The sequence below is a fragment of the Pseudomonas sp. R4-34-07 genome (genome assembly GCF_003852375.1).
Classification (GTDB): domain Bacteria; phylum Pseudomonadota; class Gammaproteobacteria; order Pseudomonadales; family Pseudomonadaceae; genus Aquipseudomonas.
Genome location: NZ_CP027760.1, coordinates 222,764 through 245,946 on the forward strand (window position 1 = coordinate 222,764; position 23,183 = coordinate 245,946).

Consider the following 23,183-nt stretch of genomic DNA (forward strand, 5'->3'; position numbering starts at 1 on the left):
CATTTTCTCGATATGGAAATAAGAGCTTGAGGTTCTATTTCCCGCCAGCCTGACGATCGCGTGTCGACAGTAATGAGCGAGCCACAGCGCCGGTTACTACCGCATGTCCTTAATGCCCGCTGCAACGAGACTACGAAAATGGATGTTCGCCAATTCGCCTTTCTGGCCCGCCAACCTTCTGCCGCCCTGAAGCCGCGCAACGCGTTCTTCGGCCTGCCCAAGCGCGGGCTGGCGTTGATCCTGGCCAACGCGCTGTTCTGGCAGCCGCTGCTGGCCCAGGCCGAGGGCATCGTGGTCAGCGCGCCGGGCACCACCGTGGGTGCGGCGGGCAATGGCGTGCCGGTGGTGAACATCGCCACGCCCAACGGCGCGGGTTTGTCCCATAACCAGTTCCAGCAGTACAACGTCGGCCCCAACGGCGTGATCCTCAACAACGCCACCGGCACCGTGGTGAACACCCAGCTGGGCGGCTACATCGTCGGCAACCCCAACCTCAAGGGCGGCGCGGCCAGCGTCATCCTCAACGAAGTCAACGGCGGCAGCGCCAGCCAGTTGCGCGGTTATACCGAAGTGGCGGGGCAGTCGGCCAAGGTCATCGTCGCCAACCCGTACGGGATTACCTGCAGCGGCTGCGGCTTTATCAACACGCCGAACGTGACCCTGACCACCGGCAAACCGGTGCTCGACCCGACCGGCCAGCTCAAAAGCTACCAGGTCGACGGCGGCGCCGTGACCATCGACGGCGAAGGCCTGAACGCCAGCAACGTCGACCGCTTCGACATCATCACCCGCTCCGCCAAGATCAACGCGAAAATCAACGCCCGCGAACTCAACGTGATCGCCGGGCGCAACGACGTCGATGCGCAAACCCTGAAAACCAACGTCCGCGCCGATGACGGCAGCGCCAAACCCGAGCTGGCGATCGACTCCTCGGCCCTGGGCGGCATGTATGCCGGTGCGATCAAACTGGTGGGCACCGAGGCCGGTGTGGGCGTGAAGCTCGACGGTACGCTGGCGGCCAGTGGTGGGGATATCCAGCTTGATGCCAATGGGCGGTTGAGCGTGGCGCAGGCGGCGGCCACCGGCAACGTCAAGGTCACGGCGCCGAATGTCGAGCTGACCGACAAGGTCTACGCCAACGGCAACGTGCAGGTCACCAGCGCTCAGAACCTGGTCAACCAGAAAAGCATCGCCGCCGGCCAGCGCATCGAACTCAACGCGGCCAACGTGAACAACCCCGGCATCATCGAAGCCGGCGTCGCCGCCGATAACACCCGCAACACCACCGGCGATCTGGTGGTCAACGCGCAAACCGTCACCACCTCCGGCAACCTGCTGGCCAGCCGCGCGTTGGCGATCACCGCCGCGCAGGCGCTGACCAACCAGGGCGCGATCATCCAGGCCAAGACCGTCGACCTCAGCAGCGCCAAGCTGACTAACCAGGGTGTCAGCGCACGCCTGTACGGCGAGCAGAGCCTGGCGATCAACTCGCCGGCCATCGTCAACCTCGGCGGCCTGATCCGCTTCGGCGAAGGCCAGGCCGCCACGCTCAACAGCGCCTCTCTGGACAACCGCCAGGGCCGTATCGAAATGGCCGGTGGCAGCCTGGTGCTGACCAGTGCCGACCTGAACAACAGCGGCGGCCAAGTCATCGCCAACGACCTGACGGTCAACGCCGGCAAGCTCAATAACCAGAACGGCGTGCTGGTGGCCAAGACCGCCACCGTCAATGCCAGTGACCTCGACAACAGCCTCAAGGGGCTGATCCAGGCGGACGGCGGCGCGCTCAACCTCACCGTCGCCAACACCTTCAACAACAACCAGGGTTTCGCCCAGGCCAGCACCGACCTCAACGTCACTGCCGGCAACCTCAGCAGTAATGCCAACGGCGTGCTGAGCGCCGACACCGGCAAGCTGACCCTCACCGCCGCGCAACAGCTCAACAACGCCCAGGGCCGCCTGCAGGCGGGGCAGGGCGATATTGAACTGCACGCCGCGAACCTGGATAACCAGAACGGCGTGATCGTCGGCAAGCAACTGCTGCTCGACGTTGCCGGCGGTGACATCGACAACCGTGCCGGGCGCGTATTGGGTGACCAACTCGACGTGCGCGCCTCCGGCCTCGACAACCGCAGCGCCGGCCTGCTCGCCGGTGGTGCCCAGGGCGTCAGCCTGCTGCTCAAAGGCCCGGGCCAGTTGCTTAACGCCCAGGGCCGCATCCAGAGCGAAGGCCTGCTGCAATTGCAGGGCGAGCGTTTCGACAACAGCGCCGGCATCCTGCTGGGCCAGACCGTCGACGTGACCGCGCAGACCTTCAACAACAGCAACAAAGGCGCACTGGTCAGCGATGGCGGCGACGTGGTGCTCAAGGTCAGCGGCCTGCTCACCAACGTCGGCGGCCAGATCGATGCGGGCGAACGCAGCGTATTGGTCAAGCAGCTCACCACCCTCAACAACGACGGCGGCACCCTGCGCGGCAAGCGCCTGGACATCGCCGCCCAGCACCTGAACAACAACAACGGCCAACTGCTGGCCGGCGCCGGGGGCTTGAGCTACAGCGGCCGGGACCTGAGCAACCGCAAGGGCCTGATCCTCAGCGGCGGCGCCCTCACCGAATTGACCACCACCAGCCTGGATAATCAGGGCGGCACCGTGCAGGGCGACAGCCTGAGCGTCACCGCCGACAGCGTGAACAACGGCAGCGACGGCCTGATGGCGAGCCTGGTCGGCAATCTGCAACTCACCGTGCAAGCCCTGGCCAACCGTGGCGGCAAACTGTTCGGCAAAGAGCAGGTGACCGTCAGCGGCGCCACCCTCGACAACAGCGCAGGCGGCCAGATCAGCGGCAACCAGCTCAACCTCACCTCTCGCGACACCCTCACCAACCAGGGCGGCCTGATCGAAGCCAACCAGGGCCTGACCCTCACCGGTGGCAACCTGGATAACAGCGCCAACGGCCAACTGCGCGGGCTGGGCGGCGCCAGCAGCAGCCTCAACCTCAGTGGGGCGGTAAACAACCAGAATGGCACCCTGGAATTCGGCAGTCAGGCCTTCAACCTCGACGCGGCCAGCCTCAACAACCAGAACGGCATGCTGCAACACGCCGGCACCGGCCTGTTCCACCTCAACACCGCCAGCCTGTCCGGCAGCCAGGGCAATATCCAGGGCATGGGCAGCGCCGACTGGGCGTTCGGCAAAGTCGACGGCCTGGGCCGCGTGCAACTCAACGACGTGCTCACCTACAAGAGCGACCAAGCGCTGGCCCTCAAGGCCGGTGACCGCATGGCCAGCGCCAAGGGTTTGGTCCTCAACGTGGCCAGCCTGGACAACGGCGGCGAACTGCTCAGCGACGGTGACATCAGCATCACCACTGGCGATATGAGCAACAGCGGCCGCGTCTCGGCTCTGCAAACCCTCACCGTCGCTGCGAACAATCTCAACCAGAACGGCGGCCGCCTGGCCGGCGTACGCACTCAGCTCAACCTGAGCGGCACCTTGGACAACCTCGGTTTCCTCACCGCCCGCCAGCAACTGGATATCGCAGCCGCGCAAATCGACAACCGTGGCACCCTCGGTGCCCAGGGCGCGGTGAACCTGACCGCCGTCAACGGCATCACCAATGCCGCCGATTCGCTGTTGTTCAGCGGCGGCGACATGGCGTTGCGCGCCAATGGCTTCAGCAACCTTTACGGTGACGTCTACAGCAAGGGCAACCTGAGCTTTGCGGCGGTAGATGGCGGGCGTGCGGCAGGTTTCAGCAACCTTTCCGGCACTGTGGAAAGCGAAGGCAATATCGGCATCAATTCCGCGTTTGTGGAAAACGCCAAAGCAGAGTTCGAGCTGGGCCAGACACTGACAACCGGCCGTATAGAATGGGTTTGTGGCCAGCATTGCGCCGGCCACGACTGGTTCAAGCGCGGGCAGATCAACATTTACCAGACCTATCTCGAGTCGGCGATCAAGGACTCGGCACCTGCTCGCCTAATCGCTGGCAAAGACGTGGTCATCCAGGGCGACAACGTTCAGAACCGCTACAGCCTGCTGGCCGCCAATGGCAACCTGAGCATCAGCGCCAACGACCTGCTCAATCAGGGCGCGGGCACCCGCACCGGCCAAAACAGCATCGTCGTGGGTACACCCAAAAAGATCGACACCGATTATTGGGACCAGATGGAGTTTCACGACGTCCCAGCGTTCAATGCCGCCGTCGCAGCCGGCAACTTCGATCTGGCACGGTTTGAAGCACTCAAGGCGCGGTCTTCCGATGCCCGTTTTGCCGAGGTCAGTAATGTCACTACCTGGACCGACAACGGCGGCCCTGGCTACGCGGCGACGCTACAAGCCGGCGGCACGGTCAACCTCAACGTTGCTCGCACCCTGCAAAACGGCACCCTGCACGAAAACACCCTGGCACAACTCACTGGAACCCTCGGCGACGACCAGACCGGCATCCCCGTCGGCGGTATCAACATCAACCTGAGCAAACACGCCAACGACCCGAGCGCCCAGGCGCCCGGCAGCGTATTGCCTGTAGTGGGCGTGGCCCCTGGCGGTGGCTTCGTGCCCGTGGACTACACCGGCACCGCCTTCGCCCCGGTCGACCCCACCACCTCGCCCACCTTCCAACTGCCCAAGGGCGAGTACGGCCTGTTCGTCAAGAACGCCGACCCCACCAGCCACTACCTGATCGAAACCAACCCCGAGTTCACCTCGATATCGGGCTTCTTCAGCTCCGACTACATGCTCGGCAAACTCGGCTTCAATTCCGACAACGCCTGGCGCCGCCTCGGTGACGGCCAGTACGAAACCCGCCTGATCCGCGACGCCGTGCTCGCGCAAACCGGCCAACGCTTCCTCGCCGGCGGCCTCTACAGCGACGCCGACCAGTTCCGCTACCTGATGGACAACGCACTGGCCAGCAAAGACGCCCTGCGCCTGAGCCTCGGCGTGTCCCTCACCGGCCAGCAAGTCGGCGCCCTGACCCACGACATCGTGTGGATGGAAAACCGCGTCATCGATGGCCAGACCGTCCTCGTGCCCGTGCTCTACCTGGCCCAGGCCGAGTCGCGCAACGTGCGCGGCAACAGCCTGATCCAGGGCCGCGACCTCAACCTGGTCACCGGCGGCGACCTGATCAACGTCGGCACCCTGCGCGCCAGCAACAACCTGTCCGCCATCAGCAGCGGCAGTATCTACACCGGCGGCCTGGTCGAAGCCGGCAACAACCTCAACTTGCTGGCCCAGGACAGCATCCGCAACGCCATGGCCGGCGAAATCCGCGGCAAGCAAGTCAGCCTCACCGCGCTCAAAGGCGATGTCACCAACGACAACACCGCCATCCAGGTACGTGACGGCGCCGGCATGCGCACCCTCACCGACACCAGCGCCGGCACCATCGTCGCCCGCGAAAACCTCGCCATCGACGCCGGCCGCGACCTCACCAACCGCGGCGCCCTCACCGCCGGCAACGACGCCAACCTCACCGCCGGCCGCGACCTCAACCTCATCGCCGCCAGCGATACCCGCGTGAAACACGAGTTCAGCGACGGCGGGCACAAATCCAGCATCACCACCGACGTCAAAAACCTCGCCGCCAGCGTCACGGCGGGCGGCAGCATCAACATGCAAGCCGGGCAAGACGTCAACATCATCGGCAGCAACGCCACGGCCGGCAAAGACCTCACCATCGCCGCCGGCCGCGACCTCAACGTCGCCTCGGTCAGCGACATGCACAACGTCGAGGGCAAGGAAAAGCACGGCAAAAAACGCATCAAGACCTCAGACGACCAGACCACCCAAGTGGCCAGCGTACTGACGGCAGGCGGGGATTTTGTCAGCCAGGCTGGGCGTGATACCACGATTGTGGCGAGCAGGATCAGTGCGGGGAATGAGGCTTATCTGTATAGCGGGGATAAGTTGAGTTTGTTGGCGGCGCAGAACAGCACGCATACCCTGTATGACATGAAGGAAAACGGCGGCTGGGGCGCGAAAAAAGCCAAGCGTGATGAAGTTACCCAGACCACCAACGTCGGCACTGAGATCAAAACCGCAGGCAACCTGACTTTGGTTAGCAACGGCGACCAGCTGTACCAGGTCGCCAAGCTCAACAGCGGCAACGACCTGATCCTGAAAAGCGGCGGCGCCGTGACGTTTGAAGGCGTAAAGGACTATCACGACGAGAGCCATACCAAGAGCAAGAGCAACATGGCTTGGTTCTCAATGAAGGGCAAAGGCAAGACCGATGAAACCTTGCGTCAGAGTGAGCTGGTTGCCAAGGGGCAGACCGTCATCGAAGCCGTTAACGGCCTGAAGATCGACGTCAAACAAGTCGACCAGCAAACCGTCAGCCAGACTATCGACACCATGGTCAAGGCCGACCCGCAATTAGCCTGGATTAAGGACGCCGAGAAGCGCGGTGACGTGGATTGGCGGCAAGTCAAAGAGCTGCACGACTCCTTCAAGTACAGCAACTCCGGCATGGGCCAGGGCGCCATGTTGGCGGTCATCATTATCGTCACCATTGTGACGGCGGGTGGCGCGAGTGCATTGGTGGGCGCAGGTGCATCGGCTGGTTCAACCATGGCCGCCGGCACAGCTGCGGTTGCGGCGACCAGTACGTCGGCGGCGGTTGCAGCCACAAGTGCGGGGCTAGGTAACATGATGGCCACCGCCGCGCTGACCTCGCTGGCCAGTACCGGTGCTGTGAGCACGATCAACAACAAAGGCAACATCGGCATTGCGCTCAAGGACACTTTCAGCAGCAGCAGCCTGAAAAACGCCGCTATCGCTGGGCTGGCGACCGGGGCGTTGAACTACGCCGACAGTAATTGGTTCAAGGGCGCGAGCCCGGCCGACGGCGCGGGCGCGAAAGTCACTACGGCGGGGCCGGTGCAGAACCCGGGTTATTCCAGTGATTGGCTCAGCTGGCCAAAAGCTCAGGATGCTGTCCTGCGCGGTGGCACTCATGCCGTCATCGAAAGTGGCATTTCTACAGCCATCAACGGCGGCAGCTTGAAAGACAATCTGAGCTCCGCCTTGGTGTCGCAAGGTTTCGACCTTGCCGCTGCGGCCGGCAACAAGGGGCTTGGCAATCTGGCGAGCGACCTTGATCTGAGCCCCGGCTCGGCGGAGAAGGTCCTGATGCATGCCATCTTGGGTGGCGCACTTTCAGCTGCTCGAGGCGGGGACTTCAAGACCGGCGCCATTGCCGCCGGCGCGGCTGAAGGGCTGACAGCAATTGCGACAGAGAACTTGGGTAAGTACCTGGATGATCGTTTCGCAACGGATAATCAATTCAAAGTCGCAACCGCGCAAATCATCGGTATTGCGGCTGGTTCTCTAGTGAACGGCAATCCGAACGACGCCGCTTGGGTGGCGGGCAATGTTGAACGTTACAACGAGCAACTGCACCCGCGAGCCGCCGAACTGATTAAAGAGCAAGCGCCAAAAATGGCGGCGGATTTAAAGATCAGTCAGGAAGAGGCCTCGCGGCGCATGGGGGTTGCGCTGGCCTATTACACCGATGATGGCTGGAGAAAATCAATCTCGGCAGATGATGTAAGCAATATCGATACAGCAACCTTGCAGCACTTAGGTGTGGCTCTGGCACCCATTGCGGATAACTACGCGCGAACCGATGCGTCCGCGGACGGAAGCCAGCGCGGATACAGTGGTAATGAGACGGCGGCCTTGATTCTTGATTTCAAGGACACGCGCCCGTCTGCCTACAAAGACGGCACTAGAAATATCGACTACTTGGGCGACCCTGAAGGGCACAACAGCCAAGGAACAGTGGATTTCTATCAGTCCAATTTGAACTACAGCGATAAGCCGACGGACTACCGGGAGAGCTTTAAAGGCGGAGTGGCAGGCGTAGGTCGTAGTGCGTGGGGCCTAGTTACATCCACTGCTAAGCTCGGTAGTGAGCTTTTGGGTGGAAATGCACTGGGCGTTGCCAACGACTTTCTGGGGCCTGTTGCCGATCCGTCTCTGAACCCGGTTGGTCAAATGACCACCCGGCAAACGGGTCGGGCATTCGTTTCAGGCCTGCAAGGCAACAGCTATGAGTCAGCTGCGCAAGTTTCAGAGTTAGTCACTGACGCTGCGACCATGGCCGCTCCTGGGTCTACTGCTGGCAGGTTTGGGCAGATTTCCAAGGCTAGCGAAGCCTCGGCTCTTGTCAGGGCTGACAGTGCCCTGGTGGCGAGAAGCGAAGCCGCTGCGGGGATGACGGCCCGATTGGCGGATGACATCCCAACCTACGGCCTGAGCCCCAACAGCTTTGACACCACGTTACAGTTTGAGCGCACGGGCACCCGTACACCGACCACATCCGTCGGCGCCTATCAACCGACTGCCCTCGCTGGTGATGTAGGCAGCTACGTCAGAGCGGATGACTTACTTGCTGCCCGAAGCAATGAAGTCGTGCTCACGAAATACAAAGAGCCCTGCTGCTTCGCTGCCGGCACTAAAGTCTCAACCCCTAACGGCGACCGCGCCATCGAATCGCTCAAAGTCGGCGACGTGGTCTGGAGCAAACCGGAAAAAGGCGGCAAACCCTTCGCCGCTAAGATCCTGGCGACCCATCAGCGTTCCGACCAGCCGATTTACCGCCTCAAACTGAAAAGCGTTCGGGCAGACGGCATAGCTGAGGGCGAAACCCTGCTAGTCACGCCGGGTCACCCGTTCTATGTTCCGGCCAAGCGCGACTTCATTCCTGTCATCGATCTGAAACCGGGCGATCTGCTGCAGTCCCTCGCTGATGGCGAGACGAACAACACATCGTCTGAGGTGGAGTCGCTGGAGCTTTACTTGCCTGTGGGCGAGACCTTCAACCTGACGGTGGACGTGGGGCACACGTTCTATGTTGGAGAGTTGAAGACGTGGGTGCACAATACGGGGCCGTGTGCGTTGCCGGAGGGGTATTTTGGTCCAAAAGGCGCAGGTACATCTCTAGAGCGAGGTCTTGCCTACGACAACCCATCTAACCTTATCCAAAGCCGTGTAAGTGAAATTCAGTCACAAATACCTGCGAATTCTCAAGGCCGAATAACTATGGGTGTTGCGGTAGTAGAGGATGCCAATGGTGTTCGCTCTGTTCTGGTCAGTACAAGTGAACCTCGTGGCTATCTTCGTCCTGGAGTGAGTTTGCAAGAAGGCGAGAAAGTAGTTGTTGGAACTGGCCACGCAGAAGCGGATATTGTCAGCTATGCCAACGCTAACGGATTGAAAGTTGTTGATATCGGTGCGACACGTCCTGTCTGTGCATCATGTCAGAACGTAATTGAGCCGACAGGGGCCAATGTGTCAACGCCATTAAAACCACTGCCAAAGGCTAAACAATGATTATGCGTTTAGAAATGGTTGAGAAAGGACTTGTAGAAAAGCTTAAGTTGGTCAGTGAGGAGCAACGAAGAGTTGCTGTAAAAGTGGCTTGCGAACTTGCTTTTCAGGCTTGTCCAGTAGAAGTGCCTATTGTTGTCGAGTCTCTTAGGCAACTACTATCTGGTAATAGACTCACAAATGATCAGGTTTCTGGGCTAGATGCTTTAGCTGCACAGTTAGATGAGAAGTATTTTGACTTGCAAGACAGCCTGGATGAAGGGCAAAACTTAAATCTAGAAGGTCTTCAGTTGTTTAGCCAAGCTCGTGCTGTATCGGCGCTGTCCTTAGCTGGTGGAGAGAATTCGCTTATGACAGCGACCGAAGCAATATATGAAGCATCGTCAGCCGTTGATGATGGAACTCATATTTTTAAAGCAGTACTTTCGGTTTTGCCAGAGTCTTAATCATCAGGTGTTTTGCTTTGGCTGAGATCCGGCGCACTCTTGCGCCGGTATTTCCAGTTTCTGTTGCGCCCTGATTGCACCCTATTTGCACTCTTTCTGCATCCTATTTGCATCCTTTTTGCCGTCAAGTTGCATCCCTTTTGCACCCACCCTTTGGTTCATCAACCGACCATGGAAGATGTAAAATTCATTCTAAATAAATATAGTAAATTCGATGGCGTCGCGTCGTTGTCTATTTCCCTGGGACCTGAATATGGGCCTTACGAAATCAACCTTTACGCTGATTCTGGAAATTATCTTTTGATGCTAAATCAATACCTCGATAATGGGGAGCACGCTGTGCGTACTCTTAGTAATACGTCGGCTGGAACAAGTCCGGTTGAGATTCTGGGCGATTATTATCCGGCGAATTTCATCACAAGAGATATAGATATCGTCATTTCTTGTTTTCAAGAATTTTTGAATTCTGGTGATGTAAGCTCTTTAAGTGAATAATTAAAGGGAGCAGGAAGCAAAAGGGGGACAGATTTATTTTAATTCGACATGTTGGTTAAAATTCTATTAAATAAACCTATCCTTTTTTGTTTGCATTTATTTAGATAGTGATGGCGAGTTATGTTGGACAAGCAAGTATGCGAGCTAACGATTGATGATTTTGATAGCTGTAACGTTTGGTTTTTTCCGATGGACGACACCGTGGAGGACGAGTTAACTGTACGCCCCCTGTGCGAACAAGACGCGTGCTCAGACTTTCAGATTATTGTTCGAGCTGATTTTTTTGGTGTGAATGGGACTGTATATTGCGGTTATTTGTATTGGGGCTTTAATGCCGAAGTTGAATACTTGAAGCCTGTTATATTATCTGATGAGGGGAAGGTCGTAACTTTTTGGAGCGGTATAGTAACGCCTGCGTGGGAAAGCTCAGAGTTTGCCTGTTCGATTAGGTCCGAGTTGCCTCTTTCTTATGTCTCAGAACCGGTTTTTGGTCTTCCTTCTATTTGCGGAAAACTTGAGGGGCTTTATTACCTCTCCGATGATCAGGTGTGCTGCGTGAAATGACCGGGAAAGTCGCGAGCTGAATTGATCCACTTTCTTCGGGTCGCCAAACCCGGTCGCTTTTTGAGCGACCGCCGGACTATAAGCCGCACCACCAAACCCACGCAAGGAATCAAAATGTCGCCTCGTCGGAGAATACCCGCAACCCCTAACGTCTTCCCCTCCATTGCCGATAGGTTGTCGACGAAAAAACGCACCACGAATACAAATTCCACCCTCAAACATTAAAGGACTGATGTGAAAAACCTCCTCCTAATCCTCATCACTACCCTCATCCTCGGCGGTTGCGTCAGCCACCCGCTCACTCCCGAAAACCGCGCGCAGATCAAGACGGTAAAAGTCCTGCCCGTGAAGTGGGAAAAGAACATGGTGTACTTCGGCCGCGAACAAGCCTGGGGCGCGGCCCTGGGGGCCGGGGTTGGCGCGGGTGTTGGCGTGGCCAGCGGTGCGTCCAAGGTGGGTACTGCGGCGTTGAGCGGCGCCGGTTTGGCTGGTGGCATGAAGCTTGGGCAGTTGGCAGAGATGCCGACGTCGATGGCGATCCTGACGCTGATCGAAGCGGAAAAAATCGACGTGGGTGTGTTGCTCAAGCAGGGCTTTGTCGATGCACTGGGCAAGACCTCGACGCTCAAGGTGGTCGGTGACGATGAACCGGCCGATGCGCAGATCCAGTTGACCGTGTCCGAGTGGGGTTTTCGCCTGACCCAGGGGTTCAGCAGCGTGATTTACCCCACCATTAGCGTGGTGGCGCAGATGAATCGCGGTGATGAGATGATCTGGCGCACCTTTGAGACGGTTACGCCATTCAATGGCCAGAACGTTTATGGCTACACGCCGCTGACTTATCGCACCGACCCTGAAGCCTTGCGCCGGGCGCTGACCGGGATTACGCAGATTTCTGCGCAGTATCTGGTGAAGGAGCTCAAGTAAGGCTGACGGTGATGTAACAGCGTCTATGCGGCGTTTTTCTGGTTGCTCGCGTTATCGTTGACGATTTTCGCGAGCAAGCTCGCTCCTACAGGGTGGGCGGTGTTGGGGCGTGCCGCTTATAGCTTTGAACATTTTGTTTATCTCAGTGTCTTTACCCCGCCCACCCGCAATCGGTCGGGCTGCATGGACTGCAGCGTTTTCAAATGACATTAAGGATTGATGTGAACCTTTCCCTCTTACGACCCCTTTCTGCCACCGCCTGCGGTGCACCGGCTCGCGCCTGCGATTCCCAGGGACGTTGGAGGCATCATTCGGATCGATTGATCCTTTCCCAAAGCACACCTACTGCCGCCGGGCCTCTTGGCGGTTTTGACCTGTAGTTCATGGAGTTTGAAATGAAGCGCAAGCAGTTCCAGAAAAGTCTGTTGGCAATCATGGTTGGCGCGATCAGCACCCAGGTGCTGGCAGTAGAGTTCGACCTGGGTCAGGGCAAGAATATTTGGGTCAATGAGACGTTTAACGAGCCGGTAACCATTACCGGCAAGTTTTCCGAGGTGGTCAATTCCGGCACCACTGACCCCGCCGGTCTCGGATTTGTGAACACCAACATTCAAGGCTCGCTGATCAACCGCGCAGACATCACGCTGGACTCACAGGGCAAAACCATTCGCGCCATCGCCATCGACCCGATGTTCTGGTCTGGTCCTTCCGGTCTGAACCCCGGCACAATCACTGGGGATGTGGTTCAGGCGGGCAATATCCTGATGACCCATGGCGCCTATGAAGGGCTTGAAATCGGCGCTACCACCATTGGCGGCAGCGTTATCAACTCCGGCACCATCCGTTCCACGCCGCCGGTGAGCGCCGAGCCCTTTCCCGGCTACCTGGGCGGTGGTGAGGGTATTTACCTGCACGGCACCACGGTTGCCGGTGACGTTTCCAACACTGGCGTGATTGATATGGCTGGCCCGGAAGCGATCGGCCTGGTCCTCGACGTCAACAGCGGCACGCCGACCACCATCGGCGGCAAGCTGCTCAACTCGGGCTCGATTATCGCCACAGGTAATGGCGCCTGGGGTATGGAAGTTGAGACCGCTACCAACCCCCTGCGCATCGAAAACAGTGGCCTGATTTCCGCCAACGGCAATGAAGCCAAGGGCCTGACGTTTTACGCGGGCACCGTCGATTACATCCTCAACACCGGCACCATTGAAGCCAAAGGCGCGGCGGCCAATGCCTTCGACCTGTCCGGCGCCAGCTTTGCGCAGAACAGCGCCACGGGCGCGCGCGGTATCGTCAACCGCGGCCTCATCACCGCCGACGGCACTGCGATCCAGGTGGATGCGGCCGAGCAGGTTGCGAGCTTTGAAATCAACCAGCAAGCCGGCGAAATCCGCAGCAACAGCGGCATCGCCGTCGACGCCAATAACCTCGCCAGCCTGAACTGGACCGGCGGCAAAATCACCGGCGACCTGCTCAACCTCAACGCCGTCAACGTCGACGGCCAGGCAGGTTTCACCGGTAGCCGTATCATCGCGCCAGTGTCGGTCAACTCGGGTTCGCTGAACCTGTCCGCGCCTGGCACCGCCATCACCGGCAATCTGAATGTGGCCAGCGGCGCGGGCATTGATATGCACCTGTCCGACAGCGTGGTGCCGACCACGCCGTATATCACCGTCAACGGCACGGCCAATCTGGCCCAGGCCTCCAAGCTGACCGTCAGCGCCAACCCGGGCGACTTCGCCGCGCCTAAATCCGGCACGCAATACACCTTGCTGCAAGCCACCAACGTGCAGAACAACGGCGTGGCCGTGGCCAGTGCGTCGTCGTTGCTGAACGTGCTCAGCTACTCGGCCGATGCGCAGACGGTCAAGGCCGTGGTGGCGGTGAAAAGCGATCAGCAGGTGCAGCAGGAACTGGCGGGTGCCAGCGCGGGGGCGTCGGCTGCGACCGCCGTCAACGTGTTGAAAAACGATGTGCTCGGCCAGCTCAACCAAAACGACCCGGTGTTCCAGAGCCTGGCCAACGCCGGGACGGCGCAGCAACTGGCGCAGCTCGCCGACCAACTCACCCCGGACGTCAACCGTGGCGCCCTCGATGTGGCGCTATCGGGGCAAACCGTGGTCAACGGCGCGATCTTCAATCGCCTCACTGACCAGCGCGAAAGCCACCAGGTCGGCGGCGTGTGGGTGCAGGGCCTGAGCAGCAACATGGACCAGGACGGCCGTGGCGGCAACAACGGTTACTCGGCCAACAGCAGCGGCATGGCGGTGGGCGTGGACGGTCGTGTGAACGACACCACCACTCTGGGCGTGGCGTACAGCTACCTCAATTCGAATATTCATTCGGACCTGGGCAACAAGACCGACGTCGAGGGCCACGCGCTGTCGCTGTACGGCAACTGGGCGCTGCAGAACTGGTTCGTGGATGGCAGCCTCAGCTACGGCCATAACGAGAACGACAGCAAGCGCCACGTCGCGGGCACTACGGCCAAGGGCAGCTACGACAGCAATGTGTTGGCGGCCAGCGTGATCGGCGGCTACAGCTTCAAGCCATCCCAGGCGGTGGTGATCGAGCCACGTGTGGCGGCGCGGTATGCCAACGTGCGCATGGATGGCTACACCGAGAAAGGTTCGTCGGCAGCCTTGAGCACGGCGTCGCAGCGTTATGAAGTGGGCGAGCTGGGCGCCGGTGTGCGTCTGGCGGCCAACCTGCCGTTGAGCGCCGGCACACTGCAACCGGAAGCTACGTTGATGGCCTATCACGACCTGATGGGTGATCGCGTCGCGCAAACCTCCAGCTTCGTGGCGGGTGGTTCGCCGTTTACCGTGACCGGCGCGTCGGTGGCGCGTGACAGCTATGAAGCCAGTGTGGGCGTGAACTACCAGGTCTCGGACTTCACCGTCGGCGCCAGCTACACCCGCCAGGCACGCAGCGGTTTCGATGCTGACGGCGTCATGCTCAAGGCGCGATACGCGTTCTAAGCAACACCGCAAAACAAGTGTGGGAGGGGGCTTGCTCCTGATAGCGGTGGTCCAGTCAATGATGTGTTGACTGACTCACCGCCATCGGGGGCAAGCCCTAATGCCAGTCAGTTAAGCGTACACCGCCGTCTGTAGGAGCGAGCTTGCTCGCGAAAAACGTCAACGATAACGCGTGCTTTCTGAATGAACGCGGTGCCTGTGAGTTTTTCGCGAGCAAGGGCTAGCCGCCCGCCTCGTTCCTACAAAAAGCCCTAACTGACTGGCATTAGGGCAAGCCCCCTCCCACATTTGGATTTGTGTGAATCCGTCAGAACAACTTGCGCTGTACCGCCTCATCCAGCGTGCTGCGCGTCAACGCCTCTACCACTTCCCGGGTGTCTGCCTGGAACGGGATGCCCACGATCAGCACCAGGTGCATCCAGGTGCGTACCGACTCGCTCTTCTTGACGCGGCCCAACTCCTTTCCGTCTTTGTCCTTGAACACGGTTTCCAGGGTGAAGGTGTTCTTGGCCGTGGACGGGATGATGAAGAACGTCACGCCGGTGATGATCGCCGAGGCCATGCTGAACTGTTCGTTGTTGTACAGGGTGGCGTCGGCGTAGATGTCCGAGTCGACCTTGTCGGTGCTCACCCGTGCAAAGCGGTTGGACTGGCGGAACCCATCCGCCACGGCTTTTTCCCAAAGGGCGGCAGGTGCGCCGGCAGCGGCGTTGGCGGGGCCGCCGTTGACCTGGTTCAGCCCGGTGGTGCGCACGTACGCCGTAGGTTTGTGTGCGGGCGCGTTGGCGGTGGGCGGCCAGGTCTGTACCGGTGGCAGTTCGTGTTGCGAGTAGGACACGCAGCCCGTCAGCAAGACGGCCGCGAGTACCAGGCTGTGCTTGATCAATCCTTTCATGTGGTGCTCCCTGCGGTTACGGTTTGGCCAGTTTGGCGGTGGCGGTGTCGAGCAGTTGCGCGACGAGTTCGTTCAGTTGTTTGGCGCCCATGGTCGGGGCCCAGTATTCGCGACCGTAAAGGCCCACGTTGCGCTCGAACTTGACCTCTTGTTTGCTGCTGGCCAGTTCCTTGCCGTCGCGGTCGACGATCACCAGGTCGCCGGCCAGGTCGAAGGTATCGACGTAGATCGGGCCGTTGACCCAGATCCAGATCGTCAAGGTCAGCAAGGCGCCGGGTACATAACCGGGGTGCACGCCGCGATGGCCCTTGAGCGACGTCATGTTGAACTTGAGCGAAACATCCTGCTCACCCAGGCGCACCGGGTACTCGGTAACTTGCTTGAAGTAACCGGCCGCGCGCACGTACTGGTTAAGCTGCAGCGTCAATGAACGGCTGATCGCGGTTTTGTTGGCGTCGTTGACGTCGGCGGCGTTCACCGTCACATCAGCGATTTGCGCGCTGCGCGGGCTGCTGACAGAAGCCGGGTGTAACGGGGCGCCGATGGGGCCGGTGACGGTGTAGGACACACAGCCGGTCATCGACAGTGCGGCAACGAGGGCCGCTGCCCGCAAGAGGATTTTCAACACGCAATATCCCTATTAATGAATGAACCAGGTCAGGGTCTCGGCACGTCGGCTCAGAACTTTAGGCCGATCCGGTTTCCCTCCCTCCCTCAGCAGCCCCATTCATCACTTAACCCTGCGTTTATTCAAAACACCTTGAGAACCGCTCTCAACCCCGTAAAATGCCGCAGCCGTTGCGGCACGACAGGTTCAGGGATGAATACAGACGCACGTGTTCCCCTCCCCGAAAATGGCCGCAGCCCTGCGCTCTGCCGATTCTCACTTTAGGAGCAACACGTGAAGACACTGTCCAAAATCCTGCTGTCGGGCCTCACCGCCGCAGCGCTGTTGACCGTGGCCGGTTGCGCCACCGAGAGCAACCGCGCAATGCCGGTTGAGCAAGTCGCCAGCGCCAGCGTGGCCTATTCCGGCGTGCGTGTACCGATTGCCGTGGGCAAGTTCGACAACCGCTCCAGCTACATGCGCGGTATCTTTTCCGACGGCGTCGACCGCCTCGGTGGCCAGGCCAAGACTATCCTTATCACCCACTTGCAGCAGACCAACCGCTTCAGCGTGCTGGACCGCGACAACATGGGCGAAATCTCCCAGGAAGCCAAAATCAAAGGCACCGTGCAGAAGCTCAAGGGCGCTGATTACGTGGTGACCGGCGATGTGACCGAGTTCGGCCGCAAGGAAACCGGCGACCGCCAGCTGTTCGGCATCCTCGGCCGTGGCAAGACCCAAGTGGCCTACGCCAAAGTCGCGTTGAATATCGTCAATATCAACACCTCCGAAGTGGTGTATTCCACCCAGGGCGCCGGTGAGTACGCGCTGTCCAACCGTGAAGTGATCGGCTTCGGCGGCACCGCCAGCTACGACTCCACCCTCAATGGCAAGGTGCTTGACCTGGCCATGCGCGAAGCGATCAACCGCCTGGTGGACGGCATCAACGCCGGCGCCTGGAACCCACGTAACTGATCAGCAACACCTCAAGGAGCAGTACACGGATGAGCAAGGCAGTGAAGTTGGCGCTGACGCTGGCAGCAATCGCGACGGTAACCGGGTGCCAGACGGCGCCCCAGCCCCTGTATCAATGGGAAAGCTACCAGCCGCAGGTTTACGAATACTTCAAGGGTGAGCCCAAGGAAGCGCAGGTCGAGGCACTGGAGCGCGACCTGCAAAAAATCAACGCCACCGGCCGCAAGGCGCCGCCGGGCTACCACGCGCATTTGGGCATGCTGTACATGAACATGGGCAAGGACGACCAGATGGTGCAGGAGTTTCGTACCGAGAAGGCGCTGTTCCCTGAGTCGGCCGCCTACATGGACTTTCTGCTGAAAAACGCCAAGACCGGAGTCGCCACTAAATGAGCCTGTTAAAACTCACCGGCGCCCTGCTGGCCCTGGCCTTGCTCGGCGGTTGCGCGGCGCCCAAGACGTTTGATTACTCAGCCTACAAACAGGCGCGGCCCAAGTCGATCCTGGTACTGCCGCCGATCAACGAATCGCCGGAAGTGCAGGCGTCCTACAGCCTGGTGTCGCAAGTCACCTACCCGTTGGCCGAAGCCGGCTACTACGTGCTGCCGATCGCCCTGGTGGACGAAACCTTCCGCCAGAACGGCCTGACCACCGCCAACGATATCCAGGCCGTACTGCCGGCCAAGCTGCATGACATCTTTGGTGCAGACGCCGCGCTGTACATCACTGTCAGCGAGTACGGTACCAAGTACATGCTGATCTCCAGCGACACCTCGGTGACCGCCTCGGCCAAACTGGTGGACCTGCGCACCGGCACCACCCTGTGGACCGGCACGGCGCGTGCGTCGAGCGAGGAGGGCAACAACAACAGTGGTGGCTTGGTGGGTATGTTGATTACGGCGGCGGTCAAGCAAGTGATCAACAGTTCCACCGACGCGGCGCACCCGATTGCGGGTATCACCAGTGCACGGTTGCTGTCGGCCGGGCAGCGCACCGGCATCCTGTACGGCCCGCGCAACCCGAAATACGGCACCGACTGATAGGCTCTGCAGATCAAATGTGGGAGGGGGCTTGCCCCCATATGCGCTAACCAAACCCCAAAAGATATAATCAAGTCTGACTCTTTAGGATGCGAGAGCAGTGACAATAGACCCAACACAAAAACTGAATGAAGACTGGCCCAAGCTCCTGGCACTACTACCGCCTGGATGGGAAGCCAAGGCAAAAGAGCTGGGGGCCCTGAAGTTCGGTCGCCGATTCAGCGGGCCAGAGAGTCTATTGCGCACATTATTGATGTACATGAGCGCCGATTGCTCGATGGTCGAAACGGTAGAGCGAGCGCGTACAGGGAAATTGCTGGAGTTATCAGACGTGGGCCTTCTCAAGAGGGTCAACAAATCGGGGGCCTGGCTAGGTTGGATCACAGAGCAGTTGATCCAACAATCGCCGGTCGCGGCCATGCAATGCCCGGCGCTGCTGGGGAGACGAATACTGGCTGCTGATGGCAGTGTCGTAATGGAGCCTGGCGCGGTCACCTCAACATGGCGGCTGCATTACACGATGGATATCAGCACGTTGCGTTGCTGTGAAGTGCAAGTGACACCGTCCAAAACAGGCGAATCGTTGACTCGGTTTTCGGTGCAGCAGGGCGATGTTTTCATCGCGGATCGAGGGTTTGCCAACCGGCGTGGAGTCAATCATGTACTCAATGCAGGCGGTGACATCCTGGTACGAATGAACCTGAGCAGCCTGCCGCTTAGCGATGAGCAAGGGTCGCCTTTTGAGCAACTGGCGCGACTACGGACCTTGCAGCCAGGGCAAACGGGCGAGTGGGCAGCTGTGATGAAAGGTTCAAAGGGGGATATTGCAGTACGTGTGTGCGCCTATCGAAAAACCGACGAGCAGCGATCGCAAAGCGAGTGCAAGCTCAAGAGAGTCGGGCAAAAAAAGCAGAAGCAATTGAAACCTGAAACGATGGAAGCGGCCGGTTACGTGGTGCTGGTAACAACCTTGGACTGCCTGGATACGCAGGAGGTTTTGGCTCTCTATCGGCACCGTTGGCAGGTGGAGTTGGCGTTCAAGCGGATGAAGTCATTGCTGGGGTTATCCCACCTCAGAAAGAAAAATCCGGAAGGCGCAAAAGCATGGTTGCAAGGGAAATTATTAGTGGCTTGCCTGATTGAGCGGTTAATCGCAGCGGGCGAGCATTTTTCCCCTATCGAGGGAGACGAGACAGAAAAAGGAAGTGCCGCCACTCCGTTGTCACTGGCGTGAGATGGCCTTTATTTACTGGCTACTTTGCAGCGCGATCAATCCCCACTTGTCGTTGTTTACGTGTATCGAGAAGTGGGGAGATATCAGCCAGGCACTGCGTGAATCCCCACGAAAACGAGGACGCCAGCAGGACGAGTTGTGGGGAGGGAGGTTTGGTTAGCGCATATGGGGCTTGCCCCCGATAGCTTAGTGTCAGCCACTGCATCTGGTGGCTGACCCACCGCCATCGGGAGCAAGCCCCCTCCCACACTGATTTCTGCTGTTATCTAAATCGAGAGCATTAACCCGAACCCCGCATACCTCGCGTCTGACCTTGTGAACGGACTATTCACTCACGAGGTTCAGCCCATGTCCCGCCCTCTGCTCTTCCTGCGTCCTGCTGCCCAAGGCTTCTCCCTTACCCTGCTGGTGGCGCTGGCCGGTTGCGGGCTGTCGTCCTCGCCTGACCTGGCGAAACCGGCTGAACCCGTCGCAGAGCTTCAGCGTGCGCCGGCCCAGGGCGTATTGGTCAAGCGCATGGCCATGCCTGCACCGATGCAAATGCGCGAGACCGCGACCATGGACTACCGCAGCGAACCCCGCGAGCAATACGCCAACCTGCCCGACAACCCGGTGCATCGCGTCGCCGAAACCCCGGTCTCCACCTTCAGCGTGGATGTCGACACCGGCAGCTACGCCAATGTCAGACGTTTCCTCAACCAAGGCAGCCTGCCGCCCGAAGGCGCGGTGCGACTGGAGGAAATGGTCAATTACTTCCCCTATGACTACGCGTTGCCTACCGATGGCTCACCCTTTGGCGTCACGACCGAAGTCGCCACCACACCATGGAACCCACGGACTAAACTGCTGCGCATCGGCATCAAAGCGTCCGACCGCGCCGTGGCGGACCTGCCGCCGGCCAACCTCGTGTTCCTGGTGGATGTGTCCGGCTCGATGGATCGTCGCGAAGGTTTGCCATTAGTGAAAAGCACCCTGAAATTGCTGGTGGATCAACTGCGTGATCAGGACCGCGTGTCGCTGGTGGTCTATGCCGGTGAGTCCCGCGTGGTGCTCAAGCCGACTTCGGGCCGCGACAAAACCAAAATCCGCAACGCTATCGACCAACTCACCGCCGGTGGATCCACTGCTGGCGCGTCCGGCATCGAACTGGCCTACCAGATGGCCCGCGAAGGCTTTATCGACAAGGGCATCAACCGCATCCTGCTGGCTACCGACGGTGACTTCAACGTGGGCATCAGCGACTTCGAAAGCCTCAAGCAAATGGCCGTCGACCAGCGCAAAAGCGGCGTTTCGCTGACCACCCTCGGTTTCGGTGTGGGCAACTACAACGAACACCTGATGGAGCAACTGGCCGACGCCGGTGAGGGCAACTACGCCTACATCGACAACCTGCGCGAAGCCCGCAAGGTGTTGGTAGACCAGCTCAGCTCAACGCTGGCGGTGGTGGCGCGGGACGTAAAATTGCAGGTGGAATTCAACCCGGCACAGGTCAGCGAGTACCGCCTGCTCGGCTATGAAAACCGCGCCTTGAAGCGTGAGGATTTCAACAACGACAAAGTCGATGCCGGCGAAATCGGCGCAGGGCACACGCTGACCGCGCTGTACGAAATCGTACCCCTGGGCGAGAAGGGCTGGTTGGAGCCGTTGCGCTATGCCAGGGCGCCTGCGGCTGAAAACACCTCGGCAGAATTGGCGACGGTGCGCGTACGCTACAAACCTGCGGCGGGCGGTGATAGCCAATTGATCGAACGGGCCGTCGATAAAATATCCACCAAGCCCAGTGACGACCTGCGCTTCAGTGCCGCCGTGGCCGCCTTCGCCCAACAGCTCAAGGGCGATGGCCGCTACACTGGCAGCATGAGTTTGCAGGACACCGCCAAACTGGCCCGCTCAGCCCGCGGCGACGACCCGTTCGGCCTGCGCAACGAGTTCGTACAGCTGGTCGAACTGGCCCAAAGCCTGAAACGCTGACCAAATGTGGGAGGGGGCTTGCCCCCGATAGCGGTGTGTCAGCCAGCATGTCCGATACTGACCCACCGCCATCGGGAGCAAGCCCCTCCCACAGTTAATCCTGCTTCGGCTGACAAAAAGGAGTTCACCCCAGCACATGGCCGTCCCAGACGATCCACCCAGCGACGAATCGCTGCTGGCCCGCTACCGAACCGGCGACGCCGCTGCTTTCGAAGCCTTGTACGCCCGGCACCGCCAAGGCCTGTACCGCTTCCTCCTGTCCCTGTGCAACAAACCCGAACTGGCCGAGGAAATCTACCAGGACACCTGGCTCAGCCTGATCCGCAGCACCACCCAGCCACAGGGCCGGGCGAGTTTTCGTACGTGGCTGTTCCAGATCGCGCGCAACCGCCTGATCGACCACTGGCGCAAGTACGGCATCCACAACCCGCTGCACGACAGCTACGACGAGCAGCTGCACGCCCAGGCCGACCACAGCGCCGGCCCCGAGCAACACCTGAGCCTGAGCCGCGACCAGGCGCGCCTCGACGCCGCCGTGCAAGACCTGCCCGAAGACCAGCGCGAAGTCTTCCTGCTGCGCCTGCACGGCGAACTCGAAGTCCCCCAAATCGCCACGCTCATCGGCGCCCCGCTGGAAACCGTAAAAAGCCGCCTGCGCTACGCCCTGCAGAAATTGCGGCGCTTGCTGGCCGACGAGGTAACTGTATGACTGACACTCGACCCACCCCAGACGACGAACTGCTCCAGCACTACCGTCAACACAGCGCCGGCGAACCCCCCGCGTCCCTCGACGCCTTCATCCTCAACACCGCCCGCCGCGAAGCCCCGGCGCCACAACCGAACCTGTGGCAACGCTGGCTGCACGCCTGCCAACGCCCGCGCTGGCAAATGGCATTCGCCACCGTCGCAGGTTTAGCGCTGATGATCGGCGTACTCACACGCTCCCCCGTGCCGCAGCCCGAAATCTCCACCGCGACATTCTCCGCCCCGCGCCACCAAGAAGCCGCCCAGCCAACGCCGCAAGCCTTCTCCGCCCCCGCGCCAATGGCCCGAATGGCAGCGGCGCCCAGGCTTGAAAGTGCACCGGCTCAGGCTGAAACCGCAGATGCGCTGGCGACCCCGCCAGCGGCAAAGCTCAGCAAGGCCGCGCCGGTTGCATTGCCGTCTTTGGAGCAGGAGTTGCAGGCGATCGTGAAGTTGCGTGAGGCGGGAGAGCGCAAGGCGGCTGATGAGAAGCTGCTGGCGCTGCATAAGCGCTTTCCCGGGGAGGATTTGCCGGGGAGGTTGGAGGCGTTGCGGAAGCGTTGAATTGGCATATACGGAAAAGCCCCGGGTCTTTCGGCCTTGGGCTTTTTCATTCGTATCTGGTCCCGGCGCCGTTTGAACCTAAAGTTAACGTTGCCGTATTTAAAGGGTTTGTCTTCTGTGCGCTCTAAAGGGATACACCTGGGGATACACGGCGCTTGCTGCTGGGGCGTGGTGGCCCGTTTCACGCGGGCTGAAAAAGCCGTCTATTTGCATTGCTCTATCCCCGACGAACGGTAACGTCACCACCATCACTCCTCTGATGGTTCAGTCCATAAGCTGCCCAATTATCTCGGTCCTCACATTTGAGGAGCCATCGCCACACATTCGCGGCGATGGTGCTGGCGCCGCGTGGCACTTCCCCGCCGGATCAGGGTAGTGGTCATTCGGGTGCGTTCA

15 protein-coding genes are annotated in these 23,183 nt (G+C 59.9%); 13 read left to right on the forward strand and 2 right to left on the reverse strand.

Annotated elements, in window-relative coordinates; all coding sequences use genetic code 11:
- Positions 1–138 precede the first annotated feature (138 nt).
- From C4J85_RS00875 to C4J85_RS00905, 6 genes are all read left to right on the forward strand, one after another.
- The gene (locus C4J85_RS00875; protein WP_256657855.1) at positions 139–9,345 is read left to right on the forward strand and encodes a DUF637 domain-containing protein; all 9,207 of its coding nucleotides are present in this window, start codon (positions 139–141) and stop codon (positions 9,343–9,345) included.
- Positions 9,342–9,788 carry a hypothetical protein gene (locus tag C4J85_RS00885; RefSeq protein ID WP_124405962.1) on the forward strand — a complete coding sequence of 149 codons (447 nt, stop codon included), beginning with the start codon at positions 9,342–9,344 and terminating at the stop codon, positions 9,786–9,788. Before C4J85_RS00875 ends, C4J85_RS00885 begins: the two co-directional genes overlap by 4 nt.
- 153 nt (positions 9,789–9,941) lie before the next feature.
- Positions 9,942–10,283 (forward strand): hypothetical protein, encoded by a 342-nt coding sequence (locus C4J85_RS00890; RefSeq protein WP_372240625.1) that lies wholly within the window; start codon positions 9,942–9,944, stop codon positions 10,281–10,283.
- A gap of 120 nt (positions 10,284–10,403) precedes the next feature.
- Entirely contained in the window at positions 10,404–10,847 is a 444-nt protein-coding gene (locus C4J85_RS00895; RefSeq protein ID WP_124405964.1) for a hypothetical protein, read from the forward strand.
- A gap of 234 nt (positions 10,848–11,081) precedes the next feature.
- Complete coding sequence (locus tag C4J85_RS00900; protein WP_124408773.1) at positions 11,082–11,774, forward strand: hypothetical protein; 693 nt, start codon at positions 11,082–11,084, stop codon at positions 11,772–11,774.
- A 395-nt stretch (positions 11,775–12,169) separates the two neighbouring features.
- Positions 12,170–14,758 carry an autotransporter outer membrane beta-barrel domain-containing protein gene (locus C4J85_RS00905; RefSeq protein ID WP_124408774.1) on the forward strand — a complete coding sequence of 863 codons (2,589 nt, stop codon included), beginning with the start codon at positions 12,170–12,172 and terminating at the stop codon, positions 14,756–14,758.
- A 307-nt stretch (positions 14,759–15,065) separates the two neighbouring features.
- On the opposite strand, the gene C4J85_RS00910 is transcribed toward C4J85_RS00905, so the two are convergent.
- Together C4J85_RS00910 and C4J85_RS00915 are read right to left on the reverse strand one after the other, a co-directional pair.
- On the reverse strand, positions 15,066–15,653 hold the full coding sequence (locus tag C4J85_RS00910) for a hypothetical protein (protein ID WP_124408775.1): 588 nt from the start codon (positions 15,651–15,653) through the stop codon (positions 15,066–15,068).
- Positions 15,654–15,669: 16 nt separating this feature from the next.
- Entirely contained in the window at positions 15,670–16,281 is a 612-nt protein-coding gene (locus C4J85_RS00915) for a hypothetical protein (protein WP_124365365.1), read from the reverse strand.
- A gap of 273 nt (positions 16,282–16,554) precedes the next feature.
- Between C4J85_RS00915 and C4J85_RS00920 the strand changes: the two genes are divergently transcribed.
- The 7 genes from C4J85_RS00920 (at position 16,555) to C4J85_RS00950 (ending at position 22,787) form a co-directional block, all read left to right on the forward strand.
- Positions 16,555–17,235 carry a CsgG/HfaB family protein gene (locus C4J85_RS00920; RefSeq protein ID WP_124356516.1) on the forward strand — a complete coding sequence of 227 codons (681 nt, stop codon included), beginning with the start codon at positions 16,555–16,557 and terminating at the stop codon, positions 17,233–17,235.
- A 29-nt stretch (positions 17,236–17,264) separates the two neighbouring features.
- Positions 17,265–17,627: a DUF4810 domain-containing protein gene (locus tag C4J85_RS00925; protein WP_124365366.1), complete on the forward strand. Its 363-nt coding sequence runs from the start codon at positions 17,265–17,267 to the stop codon at positions 17,625–17,627.
- Positions 17,624–18,274 carry a DUF799 domain-containing protein gene (locus C4J85_RS00930; RefSeq protein ID WP_124365367.1) on the forward strand — a complete coding sequence of 217 codons (651 nt, stop codon included), beginning with the start codon at positions 17,624–17,626 and terminating at the stop codon, positions 18,272–18,274. The genes C4J85_RS00925 and C4J85_RS00930 overlap by 4 nt, the downstream gene beginning before the upstream one ends.
- Before the next feature lie 100 nt (positions 18,275–18,374).
- Positions 18,375–19,508 carry an IS4 family transposase gene (locus tag C4J85_RS00935; protein ID WP_124370322.1) on the forward strand — a complete coding sequence of 378 codons (1,134 nt, stop codon included), beginning with the start codon at positions 18,375–18,377 and terminating at the stop codon, positions 19,506–19,508.
- Between the two features lie 348 nt (positions 19,509–19,856).
- The gene (locus C4J85_RS00940) at positions 19,857–21,479 is read left to right on the forward strand and encodes a VWA domain-containing protein (protein WP_124408776.1); all 1,623 of its coding nucleotides are present in this window, start codon (positions 19,857–19,859) and stop codon (positions 21,477–21,479) included.
- Between the two features lie 136 nt (positions 21,480–21,615).
- Entirely contained in the window at positions 21,616–22,188 is a 573-nt protein-coding gene (locus C4J85_RS00945; protein WP_124408777.1) for an RNA polymerase sigma factor, read from the forward strand.
- Positions 22,185–22,787 carry a hypothetical protein gene (locus tag C4J85_RS00950; protein ID WP_124408778.1) on the forward strand — a complete coding sequence of 201 codons (603 nt, stop codon included), beginning with the start codon at positions 22,185–22,187 and terminating at the stop codon, positions 22,785–22,787. The genes C4J85_RS00945 and C4J85_RS00950 overlap by 4 nt, the downstream gene beginning before the upstream one ends.
- Positions 22,788–23,183 lie beyond the last annotated feature (396 nt).

Excerpts from the sequence above, each read along its gene's own strand:
- C4J85_RS00875 (WP_256657855.1), top strand. The coding sequence starts at position 139 with ATGGATGTTCGCCAATTCGCCTTTCTGGCCCGCCAACCTTCTGCCGCC.
- C4J85_RS00885 (WP_124405962.1), top strand. The coding sequence starts at position 9,342 with ATGATTATGCGTTTAGAAATGGTTGAGAAAGGACTTGTAGAAAAGCTT.
- C4J85_RS00895 (WP_124405964.1), top strand. The coding sequence starts at position 10,404 with ATGTTGGACAAGCAAGTATGCGAGCTAACGATTGATGATTTTGATAGC.
- C4J85_RS00905 (WP_124408774.1), top strand. The coding sequence starts at position 12,170 with ATGAAGCGCAAGCAGTTCCAGAAAAGTCTGTTGGCAATCATGGTTGGC.
- C4J85_RS00910 (WP_124408775.1), bottom strand. The coding sequence starts at position 15,653 with ATGAAAGGATTGATCAAGCACAGCCTGGTACTCGCGGCCGTCTTGCTG.
- C4J85_RS00925 (WP_124365366.1), top strand. The coding sequence starts at position 17,265 with ATGAGCAAGGCAGTGAAGTTGGCGCTGACGCTGGCAGCAATCGCGACG.
- C4J85_RS00930 (WP_124365367.1), top strand. The coding sequence starts at position 17,624 with ATGAGCCTGTTAAAACTCACCGGCGCCCTGCTGGCCCTGGCCTTGCTC.
- C4J85_RS00940 (WP_124408776.1), top strand. The coding sequence starts at position 19,857 with ATGTCCCGCCCTCTGCTCTTCCTGCGTCCTGCTGCCCAAGGCTTCTCC.
- C4J85_RS00945 (WP_124408777.1), top strand. The coding sequence starts at position 21,616 with ATGGCCGTCCCAGACGATCCACCCAGCGACGAATCGCTGCTGGCCCGC.
- C4J85_RS00950 (WP_124408778.1), top strand. The coding sequence starts at position 22,185 with ATGACTGACACTCGACCCACCCCAGACGACGAACTGCTCCAGCACTAC.